At 33.5% G+C, this 24,560-nt stretch carries 19 protein-coding genes and 1 tRNA gene; 16 read left to right on the top strand and 4 right to left on the bottom strand.

Annotated elements, in window-relative coordinates; genetic code table 11:
* Positions 1-143 precede the first annotated feature (143 nt).
* Complete coding sequence (gene alaS, locus J0383_RS06085) at positions 144-2,780, bottom strand: alanine--tRNA ligase (protein WP_207297538.1); 2,637 nt, start codon at positions 2,778-2,780, stop codon at positions 144-146.
* Between the two features lie 280 nt (positions 2,781-3,060).
* Between alaS and J0383_RS06090 the strand changes: the two genes are divergently transcribed.
* The 13 genes from J0383_RS06090 (at position 3,061) to J0383_RS06150 (ending at position 15,488) form a co-directional block, all read left to right on the top strand.
* On the top strand, positions 3,061-4,038 hold the full coding sequence (locus J0383_RS06090) for a M23 family metallopeptidase (RefSeq protein WP_207297539.1): 978 nt from the start codon (positions 3,061-3,063) through the stop codon (positions 4,036-4,038).
* Between the two features lie 45 nt (positions 4,039-4,083).
* The gene (locus tag J0383_RS06095; RefSeq protein ID WP_026985753.1) at positions 4,084-4,416 is read left to right on the top strand and encodes a MerR family transcriptional regulator; all 333 of its coding nucleotides are present in this window, start codon (positions 4,084-4,086) and stop codon (positions 4,414-4,416) included.
* 28 nt (positions 4,417-4,444) lie between these two features.
* Positions 4,445-5,029 (top strand): LemA family protein, encoded by a 585-nt coding sequence (locus J0383_RS06100; RefSeq protein ID WP_207297540.1) that lies wholly within the window; start codon positions 4,445-4,447, stop codon positions 5,027-5,029.
* Positions 5,030-5,088: 59 nt separating this feature from the next.
* Entirely contained in the window at positions 5,089-5,526 is a 438-nt protein-coding gene (locus tag J0383_RS06105) for a TPM domain-containing protein (protein WP_207297541.1), read from the top strand.
* Between the two features lie 3 nt (positions 5,527-5,529).
* Complete coding sequence (locus J0383_RS06110) at positions 5,530-6,345, top strand: TPM domain-containing protein (RefSeq protein ID WP_207297542.1); 816 nt, start codon at positions 5,530-5,532, stop codon at positions 6,343-6,345.
* Positions 6,346-6,462: 117 nt separating this feature from the next.
* Positions 6,463-6,876, top strand: coding sequence for an RrF2 family transcriptional regulator (locus J0383_RS06115; RefSeq protein ID WP_207297543.1), 414 nt, complete (start codon positions 6,463-6,465; stop codon positions 6,874-6,876).
* Between the two features lie 246 nt (positions 6,877-7,122).
* Entirely contained in the window at positions 7,123-9,669 is a 2,547-nt protein-coding gene (locus tag J0383_RS06120) for a TonB-dependent receptor (protein WP_207297544.1), read from the top strand.
* A gap of 291 nt (positions 9,670-9,960) precedes the next feature.
* Positions 9,961-10,719: a DUF1266 domain-containing protein gene (locus tag J0383_RS06125; RefSeq protein WP_207297545.1), complete on the top strand. Its 759-nt coding sequence runs from the start codon at positions 9,961-9,963 to the stop codon at positions 10,717-10,719.
* Between the two features lie 42 nt (positions 10,720-10,761).
* Entirely contained in the window at positions 10,762-11,382 is a 621-nt protein-coding gene (locus J0383_RS06130; RefSeq protein ID WP_207297546.1) for a phospholipid scramblase-related protein, read from the top strand.
* Between the two features lie 14 nt (positions 11,383-11,396).
* A complete protein-coding gene (locus J0383_RS06135; RefSeq protein ID WP_207297547.1) occupies positions 11,397-12,314 on the top strand; it encodes a DUF1266 domain-containing protein in 918 nt (305 codons plus the stop codon).
* A 144-nt stretch (positions 12,315-12,458) separates the two neighbouring features.
* Positions 12,459-14,012 carry a DUF3137 domain-containing protein gene (locus J0383_RS06140; protein ID WP_207297548.1) on the top strand — a complete coding sequence of 518 codons (1,554 nt, stop codon included), beginning with the start codon at positions 12,459-12,461 and terminating at the stop codon, positions 14,010-14,012.
* A 19-nt stretch (positions 14,013-14,031) separates the two neighbouring features.
* The gene (locus J0383_RS06145; protein WP_207297549.1) at positions 14,032-14,589 is read left to right on the top strand and encodes a LemA family protein; all 558 of its coding nucleotides are present in this window, start codon (positions 14,032-14,034) and stop codon (positions 14,587-14,589) included.
* A 161-nt stretch (positions 14,590-14,750) separates the two neighbouring features.
* On the top strand, positions 14,751-15,488 hold the full coding sequence (locus J0383_RS06150) for a DUF2490 domain-containing protein (RefSeq protein ID WP_207297550.1): 738 nt from the start codon (positions 14,751-14,753) through the stop codon (positions 15,486-15,488).
* 203 nt (positions 15,489-15,691) lie between these two features.
* Here the strand turns inward: J0383_RS06150 and J0383_RS06155 are convergent, their stop codons facing one another.
* Entirely contained in the window at positions 15,692-18,454 is a 2,763-nt protein-coding gene (locus tag J0383_RS06155; RefSeq protein ID WP_207297551.1) for an outer membrane beta-barrel protein, read from the bottom strand.
* A gap of 343 nt (positions 18,455-18,797) precedes the next feature.
* Here J0383_RS06155 and J0383_RS06160 point away from each other — a divergent pair, with 343 nt between their 5' ends.
* Positions 18,798-20,666, top strand: coding sequence for a transthyretin-like family protein (locus J0383_RS06160; RefSeq protein WP_207297552.1), 1,869 nt, complete (start codon positions 18,798-18,800; stop codon positions 20,664-20,666).
* A 78-nt stretch (positions 20,667-20,744) separates the two neighbouring features.
* Here J0383_RS06160 and der read toward each other — a convergent pair whose 3' ends face one another.
* A complete protein-coding gene (der, locus tag J0383_RS06165) occupies positions 20,745-22,058 on the bottom strand; it encodes a ribosome biogenesis GTPase Der (protein WP_207297553.1) in 1,314 nt (437 codons plus the stop codon).
* Between the two features lie 321 nt (positions 22,059-22,379).
* Positions 22,380-23,261: a GTPase Era gene (gene era, locus J0383_RS06170; protein ID WP_207297554.1), complete on the bottom strand. Its 882-nt coding sequence runs from the start codon at positions 23,259-23,261 to the stop codon at positions 22,380-22,382.
* 116 nt (positions 23,262-23,377) lie between these two features.
* Here era and J0383_RS06175 point away from each other — a divergent pair.
* Positions 23,378-23,450, top strand: a tRNA-Met gene (locus tag J0383_RS06175).
* A gap of 188 nt (positions 23,451-23,638) precedes the next feature.
* Positions 23,639-24,544 (top strand): AraC family transcriptional regulator, encoded by a 906-nt coding sequence (locus J0383_RS06180; protein WP_207297555.1) that lies wholly within the window; start codon positions 23,639-23,641, stop codon positions 24,542-24,544.
* Positions 24,545-24,560: the final 16 nt, after the last annotated feature.

Below are 24,560 nucleotides of genomic sequence, written 5' to 3' on the forward strand. Positions count from 1 at the left end.
AATAAATTAAGAAAAGGGCTTTAGCCAAACTATTCCGTTTGGCTAAAGCCCTTTATTTTGAACTTCAAAAAACATCCAGCTAAAGCTGAACGCTATTAATTTGAAATAAATATCCAGAACCCGACAGGTTTTTTAACTAATTTTTATTTCACAAACTCAATTGCTTTCGCTAATGCTTCTGCAATTCCGTTTGCATTTTTACCTTTTCCAGAAGCGAAGAAAGGTTGTCCTCCTCCATTTCCATCAATATATTTTCCTAATTCTTTGATAACCGCATTAGCATTCAGACTTTTTGAAGTCACTAATTCTTTTGCGATATAACAATGAATATTTGGTAAACCATCTTCAATAGAAGCTAAAAACACAAATGAATTTGCTTTCGAACTTCCTAATACCGAAGCTAATTCTTTAGTCGATGCCATGCTCAAATCTACTTGTTTTGCAAGGAAATTAACTCCGTTCACTTCTTGAAAATCTTTTTCAAGTTCGGTTTTTAATGCACTTACTTTTTCTTTAAGCAATTGCTCAACTTGTTTTTTAAGTTTCGCATTATCGTCTTGAAGTGAAGCTACAGATTTTAAAATATCCTGTGGATTTTTAAGTGTTTCTTTTATCTCAGATAATGTGTTTTCTTGATTTTGATAGAAGTTTTTCACTGCATCTCCTGTAATCGCTTCAATACGACGGATCCCAGCTGCAACAGCACCTTCAGAAATAATTTTGAAATGCCAGATATCTGCAGTGTTCTTTACGTGAATACCTCCACATAATTCTTTACTATCTCCAAATTCAATCATACGAACAGTATCGCCATATTTTTCACCAAATAAAGCCATTGCGCCCTTATCTAATGCTTCCTGAATTGGAATATTTCTGTATTCGACTAATTGTAACTGCGCTTCAATTTGAGCATTTACAGAAGCTTCAACTTGTTTAATTTCTTCATCAGAAACTTTACTGAAATGCGAAAAATCAAAACGTAAATAATTAGGATTTACCAATGATCCTTTTTGTTCTACGTGTGTTCCTAAAATGTTTCTCAAAGCCAAGTGCATTAAATGCGTAGCCGAGTGATTTTTTGAAGTTGATGTTCTTAAATCAGTATTTACTTTTGCAGTAAAAGCAGCCTCAATGTTTTCTGGAAGCTGTTTTGCAAAATGTAAAATCAAGTTATTTTCTTTTTTAGTATCGATAATCTCGATTGTTTCATTTGCAGAAACAAGTGTTCCTTTATCTCCAACTTGTCCTCCTCCTTCTGGATAAAACGGTGTATTATCTAAAACAATCTGGTATAGAATACCATCTTTTTTAGAATCAACTTTTCTAATTCGAGTGATTTTTACTTCGTTTTCTGTTTTATCATAACCTACAAATGTTTCTACATTTCCAGGAATCAAAACATTCCAATCTTCTGTAGAAACTTCAGAAGCCGCACGAGAACGTGCTTTTTGTTTTTGCAATTCAACTTCGAATTCTGCTTCATTATAAGAGAAACCTTTTTCTTTTAAAATCAAAGCTGTCAAATCCTTTGGAAAACCAAAAGTATCATACAATTCAAAAACCTTTGCTCCTAAAACTTCTTTTCCTGTAGTTTCTGCCACAACATTTTCTAACAATTGTAGTCCTTGCTCTAAAGTTCTTAAGAAAGACGCTTCTTCTTCACGAATTACATTGGTAACTAATTGCTGCTGTGATTTGATTTCTGGGAAAAATTGTCCCATTTGATCTGCTAACACTTCTACCAGTTTATTGATAAAAGGTTCTTTTGTATTTAAGAATGTAAATCCGTAACGAATTGCACGACGTAAAATTCTACGAATTACATAACCCGCTCCTGTATTTGATGGTAATTGTCCGTCAGCAATTGCAAAAGCAACCGCACGAACGTGATCTACCACTACACGAATGGCAATATTGACTTTGTTTTGTTCTTCGCTGATGTTTTTAACCGCATCAGATGTATATTTTAAACCTGTAATCTGCTCTACTTTTTCAATTAGCGGTGTAAAAACATCTGTATCGTAATTAGATGTTTTCCCTTGTAAAGCCATACACAAACGCTCAAATCCCATTCCGGTATCTACGTGCTGTGCAGGAAGTTTTTCTAAAGAACCATCGGCTTTACGGTTGAATTCCATGAATACATTATTCCAGATTTCAATTACCTGCGGATGATCATTATTTACAAGACTTTTTCCACTAACTAAAGCTTTTTCAGCTTCTGGACGTAAATCAACGTGAATTTCAGAACAAGGTCCGCATGGTCCCTGATCTCCCATTTCCCAGAAATTATCTTTCTTATTTCCTAAAATAATTCGGTCTTCGTCGATTAAAGTTTTCCAGATATCCCAAGCTTCTTGGTCAAAAGGAACATTATCTTCTTTACTTCCTTCAAAAACAGAAACATACAGATTTTCTTTTGGAATTTTATATACTTCTGTCAAAAGCTGCCATGCCCAGTTAATTGCTTCTTTTTTGAAATAATCTCCAAAAGACCAGTTTCCAAGCATTTCAAACATGGTATGGTGATAGGTATCAAAACCAACATCTTCAAGGTCATTATGTTTTCCTGAAACACGAAGACATTTTTGCGTATCGGCTATTCTTGGACTTTTTGGAGTTCCGTTTCCTAAGAAAAATTCTTTAAACTGGGCCATTCCCGAGTTATTGAACATTAGGGTTGGGTCGTCTTTAAGAACAATAGGAGCTGAAGGAACAATAGTATGCCCTTTACTCTCAAAAAAATCTAAAAATTGTTTACGTACGTCTTGTGATTTCATATTAAAATTAGAAAATGTGTCTGTTTAAAATGTGTCAATTTGAAAATTAGACAATTAGATAATTCGTTTATTTGATGATGCATTTATTTTTAAATTGAAATTAAAAAAACTTATAGTTTAGAACAATAAATTCTTTATTTTGCGCATTATCTAATTATCTTGTTGGTCCAATTATCTAATTAATTTTGTTCTTGTAAAAAAGCCCTGAAGAACTGAAACATTTAGTAAATTTGCTCGACTAACTCATTTTACAAGCTGCAAAAATAGGGTATTTTAAAATATGGCGAAAGTAAAATATTATTACGACTCAGAAAATCTGGCTTATACGAAAATAAAAACCAGAAAAAGAATAAAAATCGGTTATGCATTGCTGTTTTTACTAGCCTCTGCCCTATTTGGATTTTTAATTTTTGTACTCTTAATTAACACTCCTTATTTTGAAACCCCAAAAGATCGTCTGCAGGCTCGTGAAATTGAGAATTTAAAATTGCAATATTCCATTTTAAATAAAAAACTAGACGAAATAGATGCTGTTGCCGATGCTTTAGAAGACCGCGACAATAATATTTACCGAATTTATTTTAATAAAGCCGAAATCCCAGATTCTATCCGAAAAGCTGGTTTTAGAAATCCAGAACGATATAAAATTTTAGAAGGTTACAATAACTCGCAATTGGTTTTAAACACTACGAAACGAGTAGATCAGCTTTCAAAACAATTAGCGATCCAGTCGAAATCATTAGATGAAATATTAAAACTTGCCAGTGTAAAAGGAAGTCTATTATTGGCAATTCCTGCCATTCAGCCAGTCCGAAATGAAAATTTAAAACGTGTCGCGTCAGGTTTTGGATATAGAATTGACCCTTTTACAAAAGTGCGCAAAATGCATAACGGAATGGATTTTACAGCCAGTACAGGCACTCCTGTGTATGCCACCGGCGATGGTGTGGTTGATCGAGCTGACAATACTGCTTCTGGATACGGAAATCATGTTGTAATCAGGCATGGTTTTGGATATGAAAGCCTCTACGCCCACTTAAGCAAATACAACTGCCGACCGGGACAAAAAGTAAAAAGAGGTGATGTAATTGGTTACGTAGGAAGCACCGGAAGATCGGAAGGCCCGCATTGTCATTATGAAGTTCATAAAGATGGAAATGTCGTAAACCCGCTGAACTTCTATTACGGAAATATTTCAGCTGCCGAATATGTTGCTATTTCACATATGGCAAACCAAGAAAATCAATCATTAGATTAATACTACAAAAAGTATTATTTTTGAAATAAATTAGAACAAAAAAACATGCACATTGAGCTTTCAAAAGATAAAAGATATTACAGCATTGGCGAAGTAGCCAAAGCTTTTAATGTCAATGCATCGTTGATACGTTTTTGGGACAGCGAGTTTGACATCCTGAAACCCAAAAAGAATGCCAAAGGCAACAGAATGTTTACTCCCGAAGATATTACAAACCTTCAGTTGATTTATCATCTGGTTAAAGAAAGAGGTTTTACACTCGAAGGAGCCAAAACACACTTAAAAGAGGGTCAGAAGAAAACATTAGATAAATTCGAAATAATACGTAAATTAGAGACCATCAAAACACAATTAAACGAAATCAAAAACGAATTGTAATTAAAACAAACTTAAAAATCAAACAACTATGAAAAAGTGGTTAATCCCTGTAGGAATTCTTATAGCATTTGTTGCTATTATCGCATTTTGGTCAATTGGAATTAAAAACACTGCTTTACAATACAGCCAAGCTGTAAATAAAGAATGGGGAAATGTACAAACAGCTTACCAAAGACGTAATGATCTTATTGGGAACTTAGTAAACACTGTAAAAGGTGCTGCTGACTTTGAAAAATCAACTTTAACAGCTGTAATTGAAGCCCGTGCGAAAGCGACATCTGTAACTATTGATCCAAGTAATGTTACTCCAGAGCAATTAGCTCAATTTAATCAGGCTCAAAGCGGGGTTAGTTCTTCATTATCAAAATTATTAGTTTCAGTTGAGCAATATCCGACGCTTAAAGCAAATGAAAATTTCTTAAAGCTACAAGATGAGCTTGCAAGTACTGAAAATCAAATTTTAACAGCAAGAACTCGTTTCAATGAATCGGTACAAGTTTACAATGGTTATGTTTTAAAAATTCCTAACAACTGGTTCTTAAGCGAATACAAGGAAAAACCATACTTTGAAGCTTCTACTGGAGCAGATAAACCTGTTGAAGTAAAATTCTAAAAGAATTAATATTTTAGACAAAATCTAAAATCAACAATCTAAACTCTAAAATCATTTTTATGTCGAAAGTAGAAGATTTTTTAACCAAAGAAGAAGAGCACGAAATTGTTGAAGCTATTCGTATGGCTGAAAAAAACACTTCCGGCGAAATTAGAGTACACATAGAAAAAACATCTTCTAAAGCTCATTACGAAAGAGCTTTAGAAGTTTTTCATGAATTACGAATGGATGAAACCAAATTGCAGAATGGAGTATTGCTTTATTTTGCCGTAGAAGATAAAAACTTCGTGATTTGTGGCGATAAAGGAATTAACGATTTGGTATCTGATGATTTTTGGGATTGCACCAAAGATGTCATGACCAATCATTTTAAATCTGGCAATTTTAAACAAGGTATTGTAGACGGTATCCTCAATGCCGGCGAGCAGTTAAAAAAACACTTTCCTTCATTAGAAGACGATATTGACGAATTATCTAACGAAATCTCAAAAGGATAAATGATGAAAAATTCCAAAAATAAAATTCTAAATTTCAATAGAATTTTTCAAGTTACCCTTTTGTTGATTGCATTTTTTACTGGCAACAGTATTTTTGCTCAATTTGACATTCCTAAAAAGCCTGATTTTCAAACTTCTGTTTACGACTATGCCAATGTTTTAAGTGCATCTGAAAAAGCGCAGTTAGAAGAAAAATTAATTCGTTACTCAGATTCCACCTCAACTCAAATTGTGGTTATTACTATCGAAAGCTTAAAAGGCGAAGATATTGGTATTCTTACTCCAAAATGGGCACATGCATGGGGAATTGGACAGACCAAAGAAGATAATGGCGTATTAATTCTTTTAGCTAAAACTGAAAGAAAAATATGGATTTCACCAGGTTATGGACTCGAGGATCGTTTAACCGCTGGAATTGGAGGAGAAATAGTTAGAAATATTATTATTCCTGAATTTAAAGCAGGTAGTTACTATAACGGACTTGACAAAGGTGCTGACGCCTTATTTGATGTTTTTAAAGGAAAATATAAAGGTGAGCGTAAGCAAAACAAATCAAAAGATTTTCCAATACTTCCGTTTATTGTGATCGTTGTAATTGTCTTAATTTTACTATCTCGCGGTAAAAAAGGAGGAGGAAATTCGGGAAGCAGCGGTGGAGGCCCAAGCCTTTTAGACGTTATCATTCTAAGTAATCTTGGAAGAAGCGGAGGCGGCGGATTTGGAGGTTTCGGCGGTGGATCATCAGGCGGAGGTGGAGGCTTCGGTGGTGGATTTGGCGGCGGCGGATTCTCAGGAGGAGGTTCTGGCGGAAGCTGGTAAATTAAATTTTGTTTCATGTTTTAAGTTTTGTTTAAAGTTTCAAGTTATCTTTGATGATATTTTAGTTTCAAAATTTAATTCATAATTTACAATTCATAATTCATAATTAAAAAATAGATGTTATCACATAAAGCAAAATACGCCCTTAAGGCCTTACTTTATTTAGCAGAACAAGACGAAAATCACATTTCCAGAACAGTGGAAATTGCTGAAGGAGCTAATATTCCTAAAAAGTTTTTAGAACAGATTTTACTGGATCTAAAAAGAGGACGTTTTGTGAGCAGTAAACAGGGAAAATTTGGTGGATATTATCTGATAAAATCAAAAAATGACATCACTTTGGCAGAAATTCACCGATTATTTGACGGTGCAATTGCACTTTTGCCATGCGCTTCTTTAAACTTTTACGAACCTTGTTCGGATTGCAAAACCGAGTCAGAATGCAACCTACGCCATGGTTTAATGCTTATTCGCGACAAAACTTTGAAGGCAATGGAAGGCATCACAATCGCTTCATTAGTAAATAAATAAAAAAATATTTTTTAATTCCTAGTAAATCGATAGAATTTATGTATATATTTGCCAAAAATATTTAACAAACCATTTACAAAATTTTAACCCATGAAAGAACAATTTAGTCCCTCAGGTGTCACAAATCTTTTGCAAAAACAAAATAGGCAGTTCACAGCTGTAAAGAATACTTCATCTATGATGTGTATGTGTTGGTAAAAAAAATTTAATATTAAATTCTACTAATCATATATACTTAATATAAAAATGAAAACATCAATACAAAATATTTTTACAATTCTATTCTTTTTAACCTTCTCTATTTCATTCGCTCAAAACGTAGAAGGTGTTGTTACAACAAATGAAAATATCCCTTTAGAGGCTGCTAACGTGGTAATAAAAGGAACTACTTCTAGTGCTACTACAGATAACAGCGGAAAATTTATTATCGATACAAAAGGAAGACTTCCTTTAACTTTACTGGTTCAATATGTTGGTTATGTAACCGCAGAAATTGAAGTTTCGGCTATACCAGTAAATCCTATTCAAATTGCATTGAAAGAAGAAAATGAACTTATTGAAGTAGTCGTATCTTCAAGACGTCGTATCGAAAAAGTACAGGATGTGCCAATTGCGATATCTGTTATTACAGGAAAACAAGCTGAACAAACTGGAGCTTTCAACGTAAATCGTATTAAAGAATTAGTACCTTCTGTACAATTATATTCTTCAAACCCTAGAAATACTGGAATTAACATCCGTAGTTTAGGTTCTCCATTCGGATTGACAAATGACGGAATTGATCCTGGAGTTGGTTTTTATGTAGACGGAGTTTATTATGCACGTCCAGCTGCTACAACTCTTGACTTTATCGACGTAGAACAAATTGAGGTTTTGCGTGGTCCTCAAGGTTCTCTGTTTGGAAAAAACACTACATCAGGAGCGTTTAACATTACAACACGTAAACCAAGTTTTACTTCGGGCGCTGATTTTGAAGTAAGTTATGGAAATTATTCTTTCTTACAAGCTAAAGCTTCTCTTACTGGTGCATTGGGTAAAAAAGTAGCCGGAAGATTATCTTTCTCAGGAACTCAACGTGATGGTCTAATTGATAATGTGGTAACAGGAAGACCAACTAATACTTTGAACAATCAAGGAATCAGAGGTCAGTTACTTTGGACACCAACTGTAAATACGAATGTTATCTTTGCTGCTGACATTACAACACAGCGTCCGGATGGATATGCACAAGTTGTTGCAGGAGTAGCTCCAACTCAAAGAGCAGCTTATCGTCAGTTCAATGCTATTATCGCTGATTTAAATTACCAATTACCAAGTCAAAATGCTTTTGATCGTAAAATTGATCAAGACACACCTTGGCGTTCTAACCAAGACATGGGAGGTTTCTCTTTAAATATTGATACTAAAATTGGTGGTGGAACCCTTACTTCAACAACAGCTTGGCGTTTTTGGAACTGGGATCCATCAAACGACAGAGATTTTACAGGATTACAAGTATTGGCAAAATCTCAAAATCCAACAAGACAAACTCAAATTACTCAAGAAGTTCGTTATGCAGGTCAGTTAACTTCTAGATTAAGTGGTGTTGCAGGTGTATTCTTTATTGATCAAACTTCTCAAACAGACGGAACTGAAGAATCAGGAAATGCGCAATGGAGATTCTCTCAAAGTACTACAAGTAACTTATGGAAAACACCCGGATTATTTGAAGGTTACGGAATTAAAACTGATGCTAGAATTAGAGCTTCGAGTGCTGCGGTATTTGGTCAGCTTGACTGGGCAATTACAGATCGTTTACACGTTTTACCAGGTTTACGATATAATTTCGACAAAAAAGATGCACACTACGCGCGTACAACATACGGAGGATTACAAACAAATGATCCACAATTATTGGCTTTGAAAAAATTGGTTTATTCAGATCAGGCTTTTGATTCGAGTACAGACAACACCGATTTTTCAGGAAACATTACTGTAAATTTTAAAGCAACAGATAAAATCAATGCTTACGGAACTTTCGCTAAAAGTTACAAACCAGTTGGGGTAAACGTAGCAGGACTTCCAACAAATTCAGCTGGTCAGCCATTATTAGATCTTGCTGTTATCAAACCTGAAAAAGTATACCATTATGAAGTAGGAGTAAAAACTTCTCCATTCAAAAATTCAATTTTTAATTTGGCTTTCTTCAATACTGATATTAAAGATTTCCAAACCAACGTTCAAGCAGCCGAATTGGGTGTAAACCGTGGTTATCTTGCTAATGCTGATAAAGTTCGCGTAAGAGGTGTTGAATTGGATGCAAGTTTTTTCATAAGTGACCATTTAACGATAAATGGTGCTGCAACGTATACAGATGGTAAATATGTTAAATTTACAAACGCACCACTTCCGTTAGAAGAAACTGGAGCTCCTGTATCTTTTAAAGATGTTTCGGGAACTGACTTACCAGGAGCTTCAAGATGGGCAGGATCTTTAGGAGGAGAACTTTCTGATCGTGCAAGATTCTTTGGAAATGCAGGAAAAATATTCCTTGCTGTTGATTCGTATGCACGTTCTGAATTTTCATCAAGCCCTTCCGCTTCAAAATATTTAGTAGTTCAGGGGTATGCGATTTTTAATGCGCGTTTAGGTTTCCGTGCATCGCAAGGTTTATCAGTTCACTTTTGGGGACGTAACTTACTGAATAAAGATTATTATGAACAACTATTACCGGCAGGAGGTAATGCAGGACAATATGCTGGTGTTCTTGGCGATCAAAGAACATACGGAATTACATTAAAATATTCTTTATAAAGAAGATTCATCATAATTAAAATAGTAACCGGGACAAGTATTTAACTTGTCCCGGTTTTTTTTTGCCGTGTTTTTAAAATTCAGAAAAACTATGTTCAGTTGTCTTCACATATAATTTTTGTCTTATTCTGTTATTTTAAAACCTTCTACGGTAACATTTTATGTTGGTAATAAAGTTCTTTTGCAGACTTAATTATACCTCTGTTCATAAAACAGGAAGTCAACAAATCCATCTTGGCATTTAATAACTATTTATTTGTCAAACATTTAAAAAACTAAATTTTATTAAACATGAAAAAAATGAAACCTTTCTTTTATTTAAGTACAACACTTTTATTAGCAATTAGCTTTTTAGTATCTAGTTGCGGAAAAGGTAATGCCTCATCCGAAACAATTCAGTTTATAAATGGTACATATGCTATAATGACTCTACAAAATCAGGGAGATTACAATTTAGTTGGAGGACAACCAAAAGATGCTTCAACACAGGAAGGTATAAAAGAAATGCTTCAAAATTGGTGGAAAATATCTGATTTAAAATCAGGAATGGCACAAGTAGCCGAACTAACATCAGAAAAAGGTATGGACAGTAAAGATTTTATCAGCGAAGTTAAAGAACTAGGTATTGATAAAATGTCTAAAGAAGAATTCAATAGCCAGCTTTCAAAACTGACAGATCCTGAACACAAAATTCATTTCCAATTATTATATGATGCATACAAAGATCTTGGATATAATGCTGTTGTGGGTTGGGATTTAGGAAGAGCAAATTTCTTGTTGACAAGCTTCTATGTAGCTGATTTTACAGATGAAAGTACAGCTTTAAACAATTCACTTGAAGTTACAAAACGTATTCAAAAAACCTTTAAATCATGGGATGAATACAATAGAAGCTATTTATACGGTTACTTGTATTGGAGTAACGAAGATCCAAAAGATCAATCATCAAAATATGTTCAGCGCCAAGGTTTTGTAACAGAATTAAACAAAGACTCAAAAAGCCCTTTCCAGTTAAAATGGGATACAAAACTAGAGAAAGATTGGAAATAAGCCTGTTGACCTAACAAAGCAACTTATCTAAAAAATTAAAAAATGGAAAAAACAGAATCAAGAATTCCGGACCTATTAAAAAGAGACGTTTACGTTATTGCAGAAAAAGCCAAATTCGTAAAATTTGGAAACACCTATAATATACTGGACGAAAACGGAAATAATATTGGTGTAATAGATCAAAAAGTGCCTGGCTGGCAAAAATTATTATCGCTTGCCTTAAGCAAAGAATCGTTCCCTTATACGTATACTATTGCAGATAATAGCGGAAATGTAGCGGCAACGATTAAAAGAGGATGGACATTCTTTATGTCAAAAATTGAAATCTATGATGCCAATAACAACAAAATTGGGGTAATGAAGGAGAAGATGAAGCTAATGCATAATTCATTCGAAATTGAAAATCCTGAAGGAAAAGTAATTGCTTCTATAAAATCAACCTCAGCAGGTTTAACAGACTTTAGCATTACTGGAGTTTCTGATGAAAAAATTGGTACTATAGAACGACAATGGAAAAATGGTGTAAAAGAAATAGCTGCACAGGCACTATTTCCAGGAACTGATAAATATTGTGTAACTATTGATCCAAAGTACACGAACGATCCTTTAAAAACAATTGCAATTGCAGGTTCAATTGTAGTTGATATGTCATTTAGAAATTAACAACAAACAGTATTATGAGTAATACAATACACGGTGTAAACCTTGCAGATTATGCTGCCGCAACAGGAGCATTAGCAAATCAATCATTAAGCTTTGATGCCATATTAAACGCTTTGAATATTAATTCTGATCAATGGACAGAAGTATGTGCAGAATATCAATTTGCCGCAATGACTGACATGGGAACCTATATGCAATATTATGGTAACCCTGGATTAAGTCCTAAATTCAGCAATCTGCTAACAAGCACAGAAAATAATGCCAATGCGGGAGCAAATTCAATTTACTCTCAATTAATGGGTAATATGTCAAATCTTTTTGGAGGTGCAGACGACGACGATGACGATGATGACTTTGAGATTGAACCAGTACCTAGTGATAAGAAAGGATTACTTGCTTTTGGTTCTATAATTTTATGCCAGCATCCTACAGATACTTTTGAGATCTATGGTTACAAAAGCGATTTAAAAGACATGCTTGAAAATTCATGGGAAATTATAAATCAAGAAGGAGCAATTGAAACTCTTGAATGGTTAAAAGAAGAGGGACATAGAAACCAACAAGCAGAAATTGATGAAGATACAATAGAAGAAATCAAAGAATATCAAGAAGCTTTATCACCAAAAGTTAAACTTAATATTGATGAAAACGGTAATCCTACAGATATTGACGCTTGGGATATTGAGCGTATAGGTTCTGTTGCACGTTATTGCTATGCTGCTGGTTATATAGATCAGCAAACTTGTCTGCAATATTTAGAAATCGCCAGTAAAATGGCCAAAGGAAACTACCAAAATTGGTCTGAATATGCAGCATCATTCATGACAGGACGCTTATTTATGTATGGAGGCAGTCCAGCTAATTTTGCAGCTGCAATATTAGAAATGTTAAACAATCCTAGCAGTTTGTGGAATACATATCCATTGAAATAATATAATTTTTAAAAAGATATTTTTCAAAGGGGCCTATTACTGGCCCCTATTTTCAATATACAAATGCTTTTAAACAACGAGAAATAAAAAGTTACAACCATATTTAATATAGCAGTTGTATAATCAACAATAAAAAAATATAAAATGAACAATAATAACATACAAGAAATTCTTTTACAAGAACATAATCGTGATAAAAAACTAACCTTTTACGCTTTTGCTTTTTATGCTGTAATTGGCGTTTTGGTTATAATTGCTTTGTTCAGGATGCTTTTATCTAATTTTACTGGAACCACTCCTACTTATTACAAATTGATTGGACCTGTTATCATTATTGGTTTTGGAATTGTAGTATTCAAAAAAATTAAAGCACTTAACACTCGTCATTTATTAATAGAACAGCTATTTAATAATTTAAATAATGGGAAAAAGGCTTCTTCGATAACACAATACATTGATTATAAAGTAATATTGCCATTAGGAAGAATGAAAATCAAATTGCTTCCTGTAAACTTCCTTACTTTTTCTTTAGCCAATCAACAATATATTTTACCTGTACCGGTGGGTATCGAATCAGATTTTAAAGTTTTACTTAGTGGTGTAAACATCAATCATGTTAATACGCTAAAAGAGAATCTTTATAATGATTCAAAAATTGAAAGCTCACAGCCTGTTGCTTTGAAATCCATTGCAGAATTTAAAGATTATGCCAATCAGGAACTGACTCCAATATTGGAAAAAATGGAAAAAAGTCGAAAAAAAGGATTGAGTTTTTCAATCATAGCAATTCTTTTTTCTCTTTTAGTTGTTGTTGGATTTTTGGTACTTAATTACACAGCCGTATCCAATGCAGCAAATACTACAACTGAAACATATGGGAATTCTATATTCATGTATTATATTATAGGTTTTGGGATATTATTTGCGCTTATTTACTTGGTGTACATGCCAATGATGAAGAAAAAATACCAACAAGTGGGAGATTCTGGAGAAAATTATACCTCGTTTAAAGAGCGTATCTTAAAGCAGATGATTTCCTTCATCAATCCTTCTTTTCAATACGTAGAGCATGGTTACATTGGAAAAAAAGAACTACAGGAAATAGCTATACTTAAAGATAAAAATTATGACATTACAGGAAATGACCAGATTCTTGGCAGTCATAATGGTGTACCTTTTCAGTATTGCGATTTGCATATCACTTACATGCCTAGTATACGTTTAGAACACCAATCAGCTGAAGAAATTTTTTCTGGGCAATTCTTTATGGCAAAATTCAACAAAACATTTAATACGCAAATTGTAGTTTCTCCAAAAACTGGAGTCTCAGGATTTATCACCAGCAATTCTTTTTCTGCGAATATTATCCAGCCTTCAAACAAAATAATGCTTGAAGATCCTGAATTTACAAAAATGTTCGATGTGTATGCTGATGATCAAATAGAAGCACGTTATGTTTTAACACCAAGCACTATGCAGAATATTAAAGACATAGCTGTAAAAGCAAAAGGAAATCTTTTCTTGTTTTTTACCAATAACAAAATAATAGTTGCCAATAATAATCGTGAAAATAAATTTGAAACTGGTGTTACAACCAAATTGAAACCTGAATTATTGACCTCTTTTTACCAAGACTTATACAAACAATTTTCAATTATTGATGATCTTAAACTGAATATCAATATTTGGAAACAGTAGTTAATTAAACATTCAAATTATGACAGGACTAATTTCTTTAATTATAGCTATAATAGTCATAGCCATAATAGTATCCATCATCTCGGTTTATAATTCATTGAATATGCGACGCAATCAAATTCAAAATGCGTTCTCATCTTTAGATGCTTTATTTATCAAACGTAGTGATCTTATTCCAAACCTTGTAACCGTTGTAAAACAATACACCAATTACGAAAAAGAAGTATTGGAAAAAATAACACAATTACGTCAATCAAAATCAGATACAACTGAGTATACTGCAGACAGTGAAGTCAGCCAGATGATGAAACAAATCATGATCCAAGTAGAAAATTATCCTGATTTAAAAGCCAGCAGTCAATTTAATAATTTACAATACAGCTGGAATGAATCAGAGGAACAAATAGCCGCCAGTCGTCGTTATTTAAGTGCTTCTATTACTGATTACAATAATGGACTTAGCACTTTTCCTGGAAATGTAATTGGTGCTAATTTTGGATTTAAAAAACAGGAATGGCAAATGGCTACAGAGACACAGCGCCAAAATGTAAATGCTGAAGATTTGTTTAATAAATAATAAATTTAAACTGTAAATTTTCAATCAAAAGCGAGATATACCTAAAAATATATCTCGCTTTTTTGAATTCCGAAATCACAAAATAGCATTTAAAACAAATTTTAATCCTGCTTTTAATTAATTCTGGTTGTCTATATTCGCAGCTTGAATGTATCGACTAGATGAAGATTTTCAGGTTAGTACTTATTTTAGGCATTATAAGTACTTTTGCATCGGCGCAAAACATAAAGAAAACAGATCAGCAGACACTGATCTGGATTCGCTATTATAATATTTTTCCGCTGTCTGAAAAATGGGCAATTCATTCTGAAATTGACAATCGAAGTTTTGTAAATCCCATTCATCAAAATTTATTTGTAATCAGAGCTCAAGGACGATATCGTGCTTCAAAACTAATTGATTTAGGAAGTGGTTTTGCTTTTTTTAATGTCAATACACAAAACCCAAACGTTGATCCAGATTATTCTGTTCCAGAATATCGTGCACAACAAGATATTACCTTAATCAACGATATTGCCAAGATTAGTTTTCATAATCGATTTCAGCTAGAAGAGCGTTTTATTCAAAAAGCAGACAAAACAGCATTACTGAATGATTTCTCATTTTCATTTCGCTTTCGTTATAGAGTACAATCAACATTTGATCTTTGGAAAAAAGAAAGCAGAAGCATAAAAGGAACTATTTCTGATGAAGTGATGTTCAATTTTGGAAAAGACAACAAAAGAAATACTTTTGATCAAAACCGTTTGTACGCTGCGTTACGATATCATTTTACTCCCAATATTGGATTGGAATTAGGATATATAAAAAACTTTCAGAGAAGATTAAGCGGAGTTGATTTCTATGATCGGGATATTATTCGATTTACTTTATATCATCGCATTGATCGTAAGTTTTAATTTTAGATTTTAGATTTTAGATTTTAGATTTTAGATTTTAGATTTTAGATTTTAGATTTTAGATTTTAGATTTTAGATTTTAGATTTTAGATTTTAGATTTTAGATTTTACAAAAAACCCGTTCAAATTTTCAATTTGAACGGGTTTTTTGTAAGCTTTGTCCCTTTGAGCCTCTGCCCTTTGAACCTTTATTGGAAAAAAACCTAATCTCTAGATCTTCTCTTTCCTCCTTTTTCAGAACCTGTAAAGTTTCCTATTTTATAAGCTAAAGAAAACATTACATATCGTCTTAAAACCGTATTTTCTTCATCGCGGATTGAGGTTGCTGAGATTGTTCTTGTGGCACTTAAATTCTGATTTAAAACATCATACACTTTTACTTTTGCGTACAGTTTTTTATCTAAAAATCCATAAGACAAACTGGTATTCCATAGATAGAAATCTTTTTTGAATCCATCAGAAATATTCGAATTGTAGGTATAACCAAAATCATTTCCGAAAATTAAATTTTCTGGCCAGTACATTGTCGTTTGTAAATTGATTCTGTGCACCACGTTAGACGTTGCATCTCTTGAATAATTTTCATACTTCGACTGATTGTATGATAAGTTGTACGACGGCGCAATAGTCAATATTTCTCCGTAATCATACGACATGTATATTTTTGGAGTGATTCCAGTTGATTTTGCATTGTATAAAACAGCATTTGTAAATCCTTTATCAAAAGTATAATTTCCGCTGATTCCTAAACCATAACGAAGTGTATGGGCACCACTTTTAACTGACTGATTCCAGTTTGCTCCCAACGAGATATTATAAACTCCAGAAATATTTAAGTACGTTGTGGTTCTTTTTCCACTATCATCATACACCGAAGTCGACACAATATCATTGTCATAATAATCTCCTTTTAAATTTACACTGTAACCTGAACGAGATCTGAAATCGTAATTTCTAAAATTAAAATTGACACTGCTCTTTTCTATTGGATTCAAATCAGGATTTCCCACAATGGTATTCAACGGGTTACTTAAATTAACCACTGGCATTAACTGAGCTGCAGATGGCAATGTATTCGAATAGTCGTATTTAAATGATAAATTTTTAGAACGGCTGAATTTATATCGAAGTAACGCAGTCGCAAAAGGTAATGCATATTTTTTATTTAAATCTGAAGCATTATTAAGGTATAAAGAATGATTATCGAAATTCACAATCGAAGTACGGCTGTCTAAATTAACTGTAAATTTATTTTTCTGCAAAGTAACGCCAACTTTTGGTGTAACTGAGTTTTGAGTTGAACTAGTATAATTACTTAGAGCCTGATTGTAATCGGTATAGGCTTGCGTATCAGCATCAAAATTAAAAGTACGTTCGTCGTTGCTGGTACTTTTCCAATCGAAATCTGATCCAATTCTAATTCGTAATGAGTCCGTAATTGGCTCTGTATATTCGATATCTGCCGAATAAGAATCACTTGTACTTTTCTTTCTTGTTTTCTGATTTCTTTCATCATTTGGTTTGTTATCCTGATAAAAGATAGTTTCGGAAATATTCAAGGCATCAGAATCACTGTTGGTATTATTATTCGTGAAAACAACACTCAGATTACGCGATTTTCTTTCAAAAGCTTTATTGAAATTGATTGTATTCGCAAAATTGGTATTATTACTTTCAGAATAAGAACTTCCAGTACTTTCATTTAAAGGATTTCCGTTTTCATCTTCAGAAGAGCTTGAAGAAATAGCATTACTATTTGTTCGCGATTGGCTCACTTTGGGTGCTACCACAATTCGAGTTTTCGGGTCAATTTTGTATTCCAGCTCAAAGTTGGCGTTGTTTCCTGTACTTTCGTTTCTTGTTTTTGATTCGGATTCAGTGATAATATTTCCTGTTGGCAGAAAACTTAACTGATTCGCTTTACTGTCATTTTTATTCACTGTATTGGAGAAATTATAACTTCCCATTGCCAGCAAATCTTTTGTCCAATCATCAGAGTAATTAATTCCCACTAGATTTGACTGTGTGATTCCTTTTCCGCTTGAGCCAGAATTTGAGTTCCCTCCTCTTCCACTGCTATTTCGTCCGCCGCTCATATTGTCAAACACATCGTCCATAGAAAATCCTGTAGAATTAATGTTGTTTGAAGAAGCAAGCAGACTTATTTTTTGTTTATTATTGAAAAAGTTCAAATTGACATTGGCTTCATAACGATCATCTGTACCATAGCCACCCATTACTTTTCCAAAATACCCTTTGTTTTTCTTTTCATCAATAGTAATATTAATACTTGAAAAATCAGAAGTAGATTCTTGTTTTGATAATTCTTCTTTTTTGGTTTTAAAGTCCGAAACTTGAACTTTTTTGATAATATCGGCTGGAAGGTTTTTAATGGCAATAGCGCCATCTTTGTCAAAAAACGTTTTTCCATTTACTAAAACCTGATTGACTTCCCTTCCGTTTACAGTAATTTTCCCGTCGTTATCAACATCAAATCCAGGCAGTTGTTTCAGTAAAGTTTCAACATTAGAATCTGGGCGGACTTTATAAGATGCCGCATTAAACTCTAAAGTATCTTTTTTGATGGTAATTGGCGCTGCTTCCGTCTTAATTACAACATCATTAAGCGCATTTACATTTTCTATAAGGTATACTTTTCCAAAATCTTTACTTTCTGTAAGTCCTTTGTATTCTTCATAATACGTTTGATATCCCATGTAATTTACTTTTAAGAATACAGGTTTATCAAATTTTTTAATATTCATTCGAAAAGCACCGTTTTTGTCGGTTGTGGCATATTCGATTACAGTAGAATCTTTTACGGTGGTAAAATAAACAGTGGCAAGTTCTAATGGCAGTTGTGTGTTTACATCTAGAACTGTTCCTTTAACAGTGATATCGTTTTGTGCATTTGCAGCAAAAACAAAAAAGAAAAAAAGCGATAAAAATGAAATTAATTTGGTCATAAAAATAGGTTGGTGAGTTTAGTTAGACTATAAAAAAACCAAAAGGTTTAATTGTAGATTTTACATTTATTCAAATAACGTGCCATTAAAATTCATATTAGACAATGCATATAAGATCACTTCCTAATTAAATTTATTGCAAAATATTGGATTTCAAAAATTTACACCAATAAAAAAGGGTGATTTTCCCCTTATAAAAACCGTTTTTAACCTTGCTCCTGCTTCTAAAAAAATCAAAAACTTTGCGACAACAAATTAAAGGAGCAATCAGAAAATCCTAAAAAAGAGTATGACAGAAAAGTCGAAAACTGATTAGAGTAGGCATTTTTAAAACCAAATTATCATGAGAAATATTTTTAAAGGTTCCTTAAAAGGATATGTGTGTGAGGATTGTCGTGAAGAAATATCTGAAGTTGAAATTTTAATTTATCATCCATACAAAAGAACGAACACTGCCGCTCAAGCAGCTACCAATGAAAAAGACGATTTTCGTTTTGTTTCAAAAGATGAAATAAAGCAAAGAGCAGAATTACTCGTTTACAAAGCAAAAACGGATGCAAAAGGTAATTTTGCGATCGAAATTGATGAAAGATATCTTGATGCTAGTTTTGATGTTGATTTTGTATGCGGTTCTGTTCCCCCTAAACATCCAAAACCAAAAAAAAATGAAATTGTACAGCTTCATATAGCTACGATATCAATACGTGAAGAATTGGCAAAGCAGGCAAAAGACCAAAATTATCGTTGGGAATATGCTATTGCGTATAAATGGTGGTGTTACATTCGCGGACATTTTTTTGACGCTTGGACAATCTGTGGTCATTTAATGAACTGCAGAACCAATACTCCAATTGCCAATGCAAAAGTGACAGCAATGGATGCCGATTTTTTAACCGATGATAATCTAGGAACTGCTACAACTGATTCTAACGGACATTTTAGAATTGATTATACTTCTGCCGACTTCAAAAAAACTTTTCTTTCCCCATGGATTAATGTAGAAACTGATCCTAATTTTCTTTCTTTTCAAAGCGGACCTGATGTCTATTTTAAAGCCGAATTAGCAGGAACACAATTAATTGACGAAACCAAAGCCAATGCACGCAAAAATGTGGGGTATTGTTTATGTGTGAATTTATGCTCTGATGTAAATGTCGTAAATCCTGACGATCCTAATTTCCCAAGTGCATGGACAGGAATTGGAAATGCTTTCAGTTCATCTTATGGATCAAGCAGTTACGATTTTGATGCCGATGGTTATGCTGGATCTGGCAAACATGTTATCTATTCGATTATTAGATTAACGGGACAGGCGGCGTTAAAATCAGCTTCGGGGAATCCAATTGAATATCGTTTTAGAATCAGTGATACTACAGCACCAAATAATACAGCTAGTTTAGCCGAATCTAATTTCACCAAAATTGTGGGTGTTACGCCAGGATTATTTTATCCAAGCATAGTTTCAAAATTAACCCGAAAAGTATATTCGTTCATTCTTAATGACATTTTTGTATACAGCGATCAGAGTGATTTTGATGCCGAAGGCTGGTTTGACGTAAATCATGCTATTGAAAGAACTTTAACTGCAGTAGGATTGACACCTGCCGATTTAGCTCTTTATAATATTATTGAAGAAGATACGCTGATTTCATTAAATACAACAGCACTGACAACAGCACCAAATGTTCCTGGCGGTATTAAAGCAGGGCAGAATATTCCAGCAGCTAATAAAATTGGATTAGAAAAATTTGCCATCCGATTTGAGATTAGAGAAGTAATCAACAAAGCAGCCAACATTTTTGGCGTTATTGGCGGAAACGGAAAAACACTTAATTCTGTTATCATGAATAACAATCCAATATACAGACAATTATCTTTTAAAGAATTGGACGAAACCAGTCTTTGCAGTCCAATAAGCGGCACTATACATGCGAGATATACCGTTTATCATCCGTATTTATCAGGTTGCAGCCTGCATTTAAATAATAACAGTCATTCGGTAGAAAGAGATATTTCAGATGGGGTAATAAATACTCTTCCGGCAGTTGACGAAAGAACCAATAACAGTTCACAGCTCAACAATCCGCCGGCCGATATGACTCGTTGTACGTATACTTTAAAATTGTATTCGTCTACCAGAAAACACAATGGTGATTATGGGGATTCTGATGGCGGCACACCATTGGAACAAATTTTCTTCTACGAAGCGTAGATTAAAGTTTTAAACCAAAAAAGCAGTATTTCGACATTGAAATACTGCTTTTTATTTATCATAAAGATTTTTAAAATCTTATTTTTCTCTAATGTAAATATCGATTGGCACTCCTGCAAAATCCCAATTATCACGAATTTTATTTTCTAAATAACGTTTGTATGGTTCTTTTACGTATTGTGGTAAGTTTGCAAAAAACACAAACTGCGGCGTTGCAGTTGGTAACTGCATACAATACTTGATTTTCACATATTTCCCTTTCATAGCCGGCGGCGGATAAGCTTCAATTACTTTCAACATATATTCGTTGAATTTAGAAGTTGGAATTCTTTGTTTTCTATTTTCGAAAACCTGAACTGTAGCTTCAAGCGCTTTCAATAAACGCTGCTTGGTTAAAGCAGAAACGAATAAAATGGGCACATCTGTAAAAGGCATTAATTCTTTCTTGATTTTCTCTTCGTAATCACGAGTAGACATGGTATCTTTTTCTACCAAATCCCATTTGTTTACTAAGATTACAACACCTTTACGGTTTTTTTCAGCCAACCAGAAAATACTCTGATCCTGACCTTCAAATCCACGTGTTGCGTCGATAACCAATATACAAATATCTGCATGCTCAATTGCTCTTACAGAACGCATTACAGAATAAAATTCTAAATCTTCTTTAACTTTTGCTTTACGGCGAATTCCAGCAGTATCAACCAAATTAAATTCAAAACCAAAACGATCAAATTTTGTATCAATAGCGTCGCGAGTTGTTCCAGCAATATCGGTAACAATATAACGATCTTTACCAATCAAAGCGTTGATGAAACTAGATTTTCCAGCGTTTGGACGACCTACAACTGCAAAGCGAGGCAATTCAACTTCTGGTGTAACTGGCTCTGGTTTTTCTGGGAAAGCTTCAATTAAAGCATCTAATAAATCTCCTGTGCCACTTCCAGAAATACTGGCGAAAGTATAATATTCGCCTAAACCAAGATTATAAAATTCAACAGCGTCTTTTTCGCGCATTGCGTTATCAACCTTATTTACAGCCAATAAAACTGGTTTTGTTACTTTACGCAGCAATTTTGCAACCGTTTCATCCATTGGTGTGATTCCTTCTTCAACATCCACCACAAAAATAATAACATCGGCTTCGTCGATAGCAAGCTCAACTTGTTTGCGGATTTCACCTTCGAAAACGTCATCAGACCCTCGAACATATCCACCTGTATCAATGACAGAAAACTCTTTTCCGTTCCACTCGCTTTTACCATAGTTTCTATCACGGGTAACCCCAGATACTGAATCTACAATAGCTTCTCTTCTTTGTATCAGCCTATTAAACAGGGTCGATTTCCCCACATTAGGTCTTCCTACTATCGCAACAATGTTATTACTCATTTTTGTAAATTTTAGATTTTAGATTTCAGATCCTAGACTTTTAATTCCTTTAAAAACCTAATCACTTGTAATCCAAAATACTTTGTTTAAATTTTTTGCAAAGGTACATAAAAAAGTTGCTAAGATGCTAAGTTTCTAAGTACCTAAGTTTTTATTGTTTTTTTGTATAATTTTTAGGAGCTAATCCAGCTATCCGCTATATCTTTTCCTGGCTAAAGAAGCCAGAAAAAGGATATCGCTCCTATCTGGGCTAGGACATTTTCCAAAAGAACTTTCATTTTTACGATTAAACAAATCAATGATTAACCGATTAAATAAACACTATTGATTATATCCGAATCTCTTCAGCATATTCGCATTGCTTCTCCAGTTTTTATTCACTTTTACATAAAGTTCAAGATGAATTTGTTTTCCGAAGAATTTCTCTAAGTCAGTACGGGCATCTGTTCCTACTTTTTTCAAAGCGGCACCTTTATGTCCAATGATGATTCCTTTTTGTGTATCGCGTTCCACCATAATTACAGAACGAATTCTGATAATAGCATCTGTTTCATGAAACTCTTCTGTTACAATTTCAACTGCATATGGAATTTCTTTACTGTAATTCAATAAGATTTTTTCACGAATGGTTTCATTCACAAAGAAACGTTCCGGTTTATCGGTTAATTGATCTTTTGGGTAATAAGGAGGTGATTCTGGTAATAATTCGATAATTCTACCGAAAACTTCCGGTACATTAAAATTCTGAAGCGCTGAGATTGGGAAAATTTCAGCATTTGGCACTTTTTCTTTCCAAAAAGCAACTTGTTCTTCTAATTGTTCTTGATTTGAATTATCAATTTTGTTTAAAAGTAGTAAAACAGGGATTTTAGCATGATAGATTTTCTTGAAGAAATCTTCATCTTTTAAGTTCTGCTCCCCTATTTCAACCATATATATTAAAATGTCAGCATCTTCAAAAGCCGATTTGACGAAGTTCATCATCGACTCCTGCATTTCGTAAGCTGGTTTTATAATTCCGGGAGTGTCTGATAATACCAATTGAAAATCTTCTCCGTTCACAATTCCGAGAATTCTATGACGTGTTGTTTGTGCTTTTGAGGTAATGATTGATAATCTTTCTCCAACGAAGGCATTCATTAGAGTTGATTTTCCAACATTTGGATTTCCGATGATATTTACGAAACCTGCTTTATGTGACATTTGCATAATATTTAATTTGCAAAGGTAGGAATATCAACTCAATACAGAAAATAAAAGATTTTTTAAAATTTTCGTTGGAATTCTCAAAAATGGGCGTATCTTTGCACCCGAAACATCGCGGGATAGAGCAGTAGGCAGCTCGTCGGGCTCATAACCCGAAGGTCACAGGTTCGAGTCCTGTTCCCGCTACTACCAAAAACACCACTTCTAACAAGTGGTGTTTTTTTTTTATTAATTTTATATCTATGAAAGAATTTGTTGTTTACATTCTTTATTCTCGAAAATTCGATAAAAGCCAAAAGCCTTATTATTTACTTCTAATCTAATTGAGATTCAAACTACACCAACTTCTTTGTTTGATTTTCATAACTTAAAAGATGAAACAAAAAGAAACAATTAGAGAATTTTACACCAATCACGGGCAAGAATATCCCAAAACAGGACAATTCAATGTATACCGTAGAGAGGAATTTGCTTGCGATAATACGTCTTTACCACCTAACCGTAGAGATTTTTATAAAATCTCACTTGTTACAAAAGGTACAGGAATTATGAGTTATGCAGATAAATCAATAAATATTGACAAACCCGCGATTACGTTTCTTAATCCGCTTATTCCCTATTCATGGCAGCCAACTTCTGAAAATCAAACAGGTTTTTTCTGTCTTTTCACTGAAGATTTTGTAAACTCCTCATTAAAAAACGAAAACCTTTCGCAGTCAGCATTATTCAAAGTAGGCGGCAATCATATATTCTTTCTCAATGAAGAAAGTTTAAAACTTTTGGAAGGCATTTTTGAAAATATGACTCAGGAAATCTGTTCCGTATATACCAATAAATATGATTTATTGAGAAGTTATGTGCAAATTATCATGCACGAAGCTATGAAAATGCAATCACCAGAAACTTTTTACCAACCTACCAATGCTGCAGAACGTATTAGCATGATGTTTTTGGAATTATTAGAAAGACAATTTCCTATTGATTCCCCAAGTCAAACATTGAAACTTAAAACAGCTAATGAATTTGCTGCACAACTCAATTTACATACCAATACTCTAAACAGAGCATTAAAAGAAAGTACAGGCAAAACCACTTCTGAATGGATTGCAGAAACACTGCTTAAAGAAGCAAAAGCATTATTAAAATTCAGCAGTTGGGATATAGCAGAAATAGCATATAGTTTAGGCTTTGAACACTCATCTAATTTTATTATTTTCTTCAAAAAACAAACCAACGAAACTCCTAATCAATTTAGAAAAACAAGCGTTTCTATTTCATAACAACTTGTTTGATTAG

It is taken from the genome of Flavobacterium endoglycinae (assembly GCF_017352115.1).
GTDB lineage: Bacteria > Bacteroidota > Bacteroidia > Flavobacteriales > Flavobacteriaceae > Flavobacterium > Flavobacterium endoglycinae.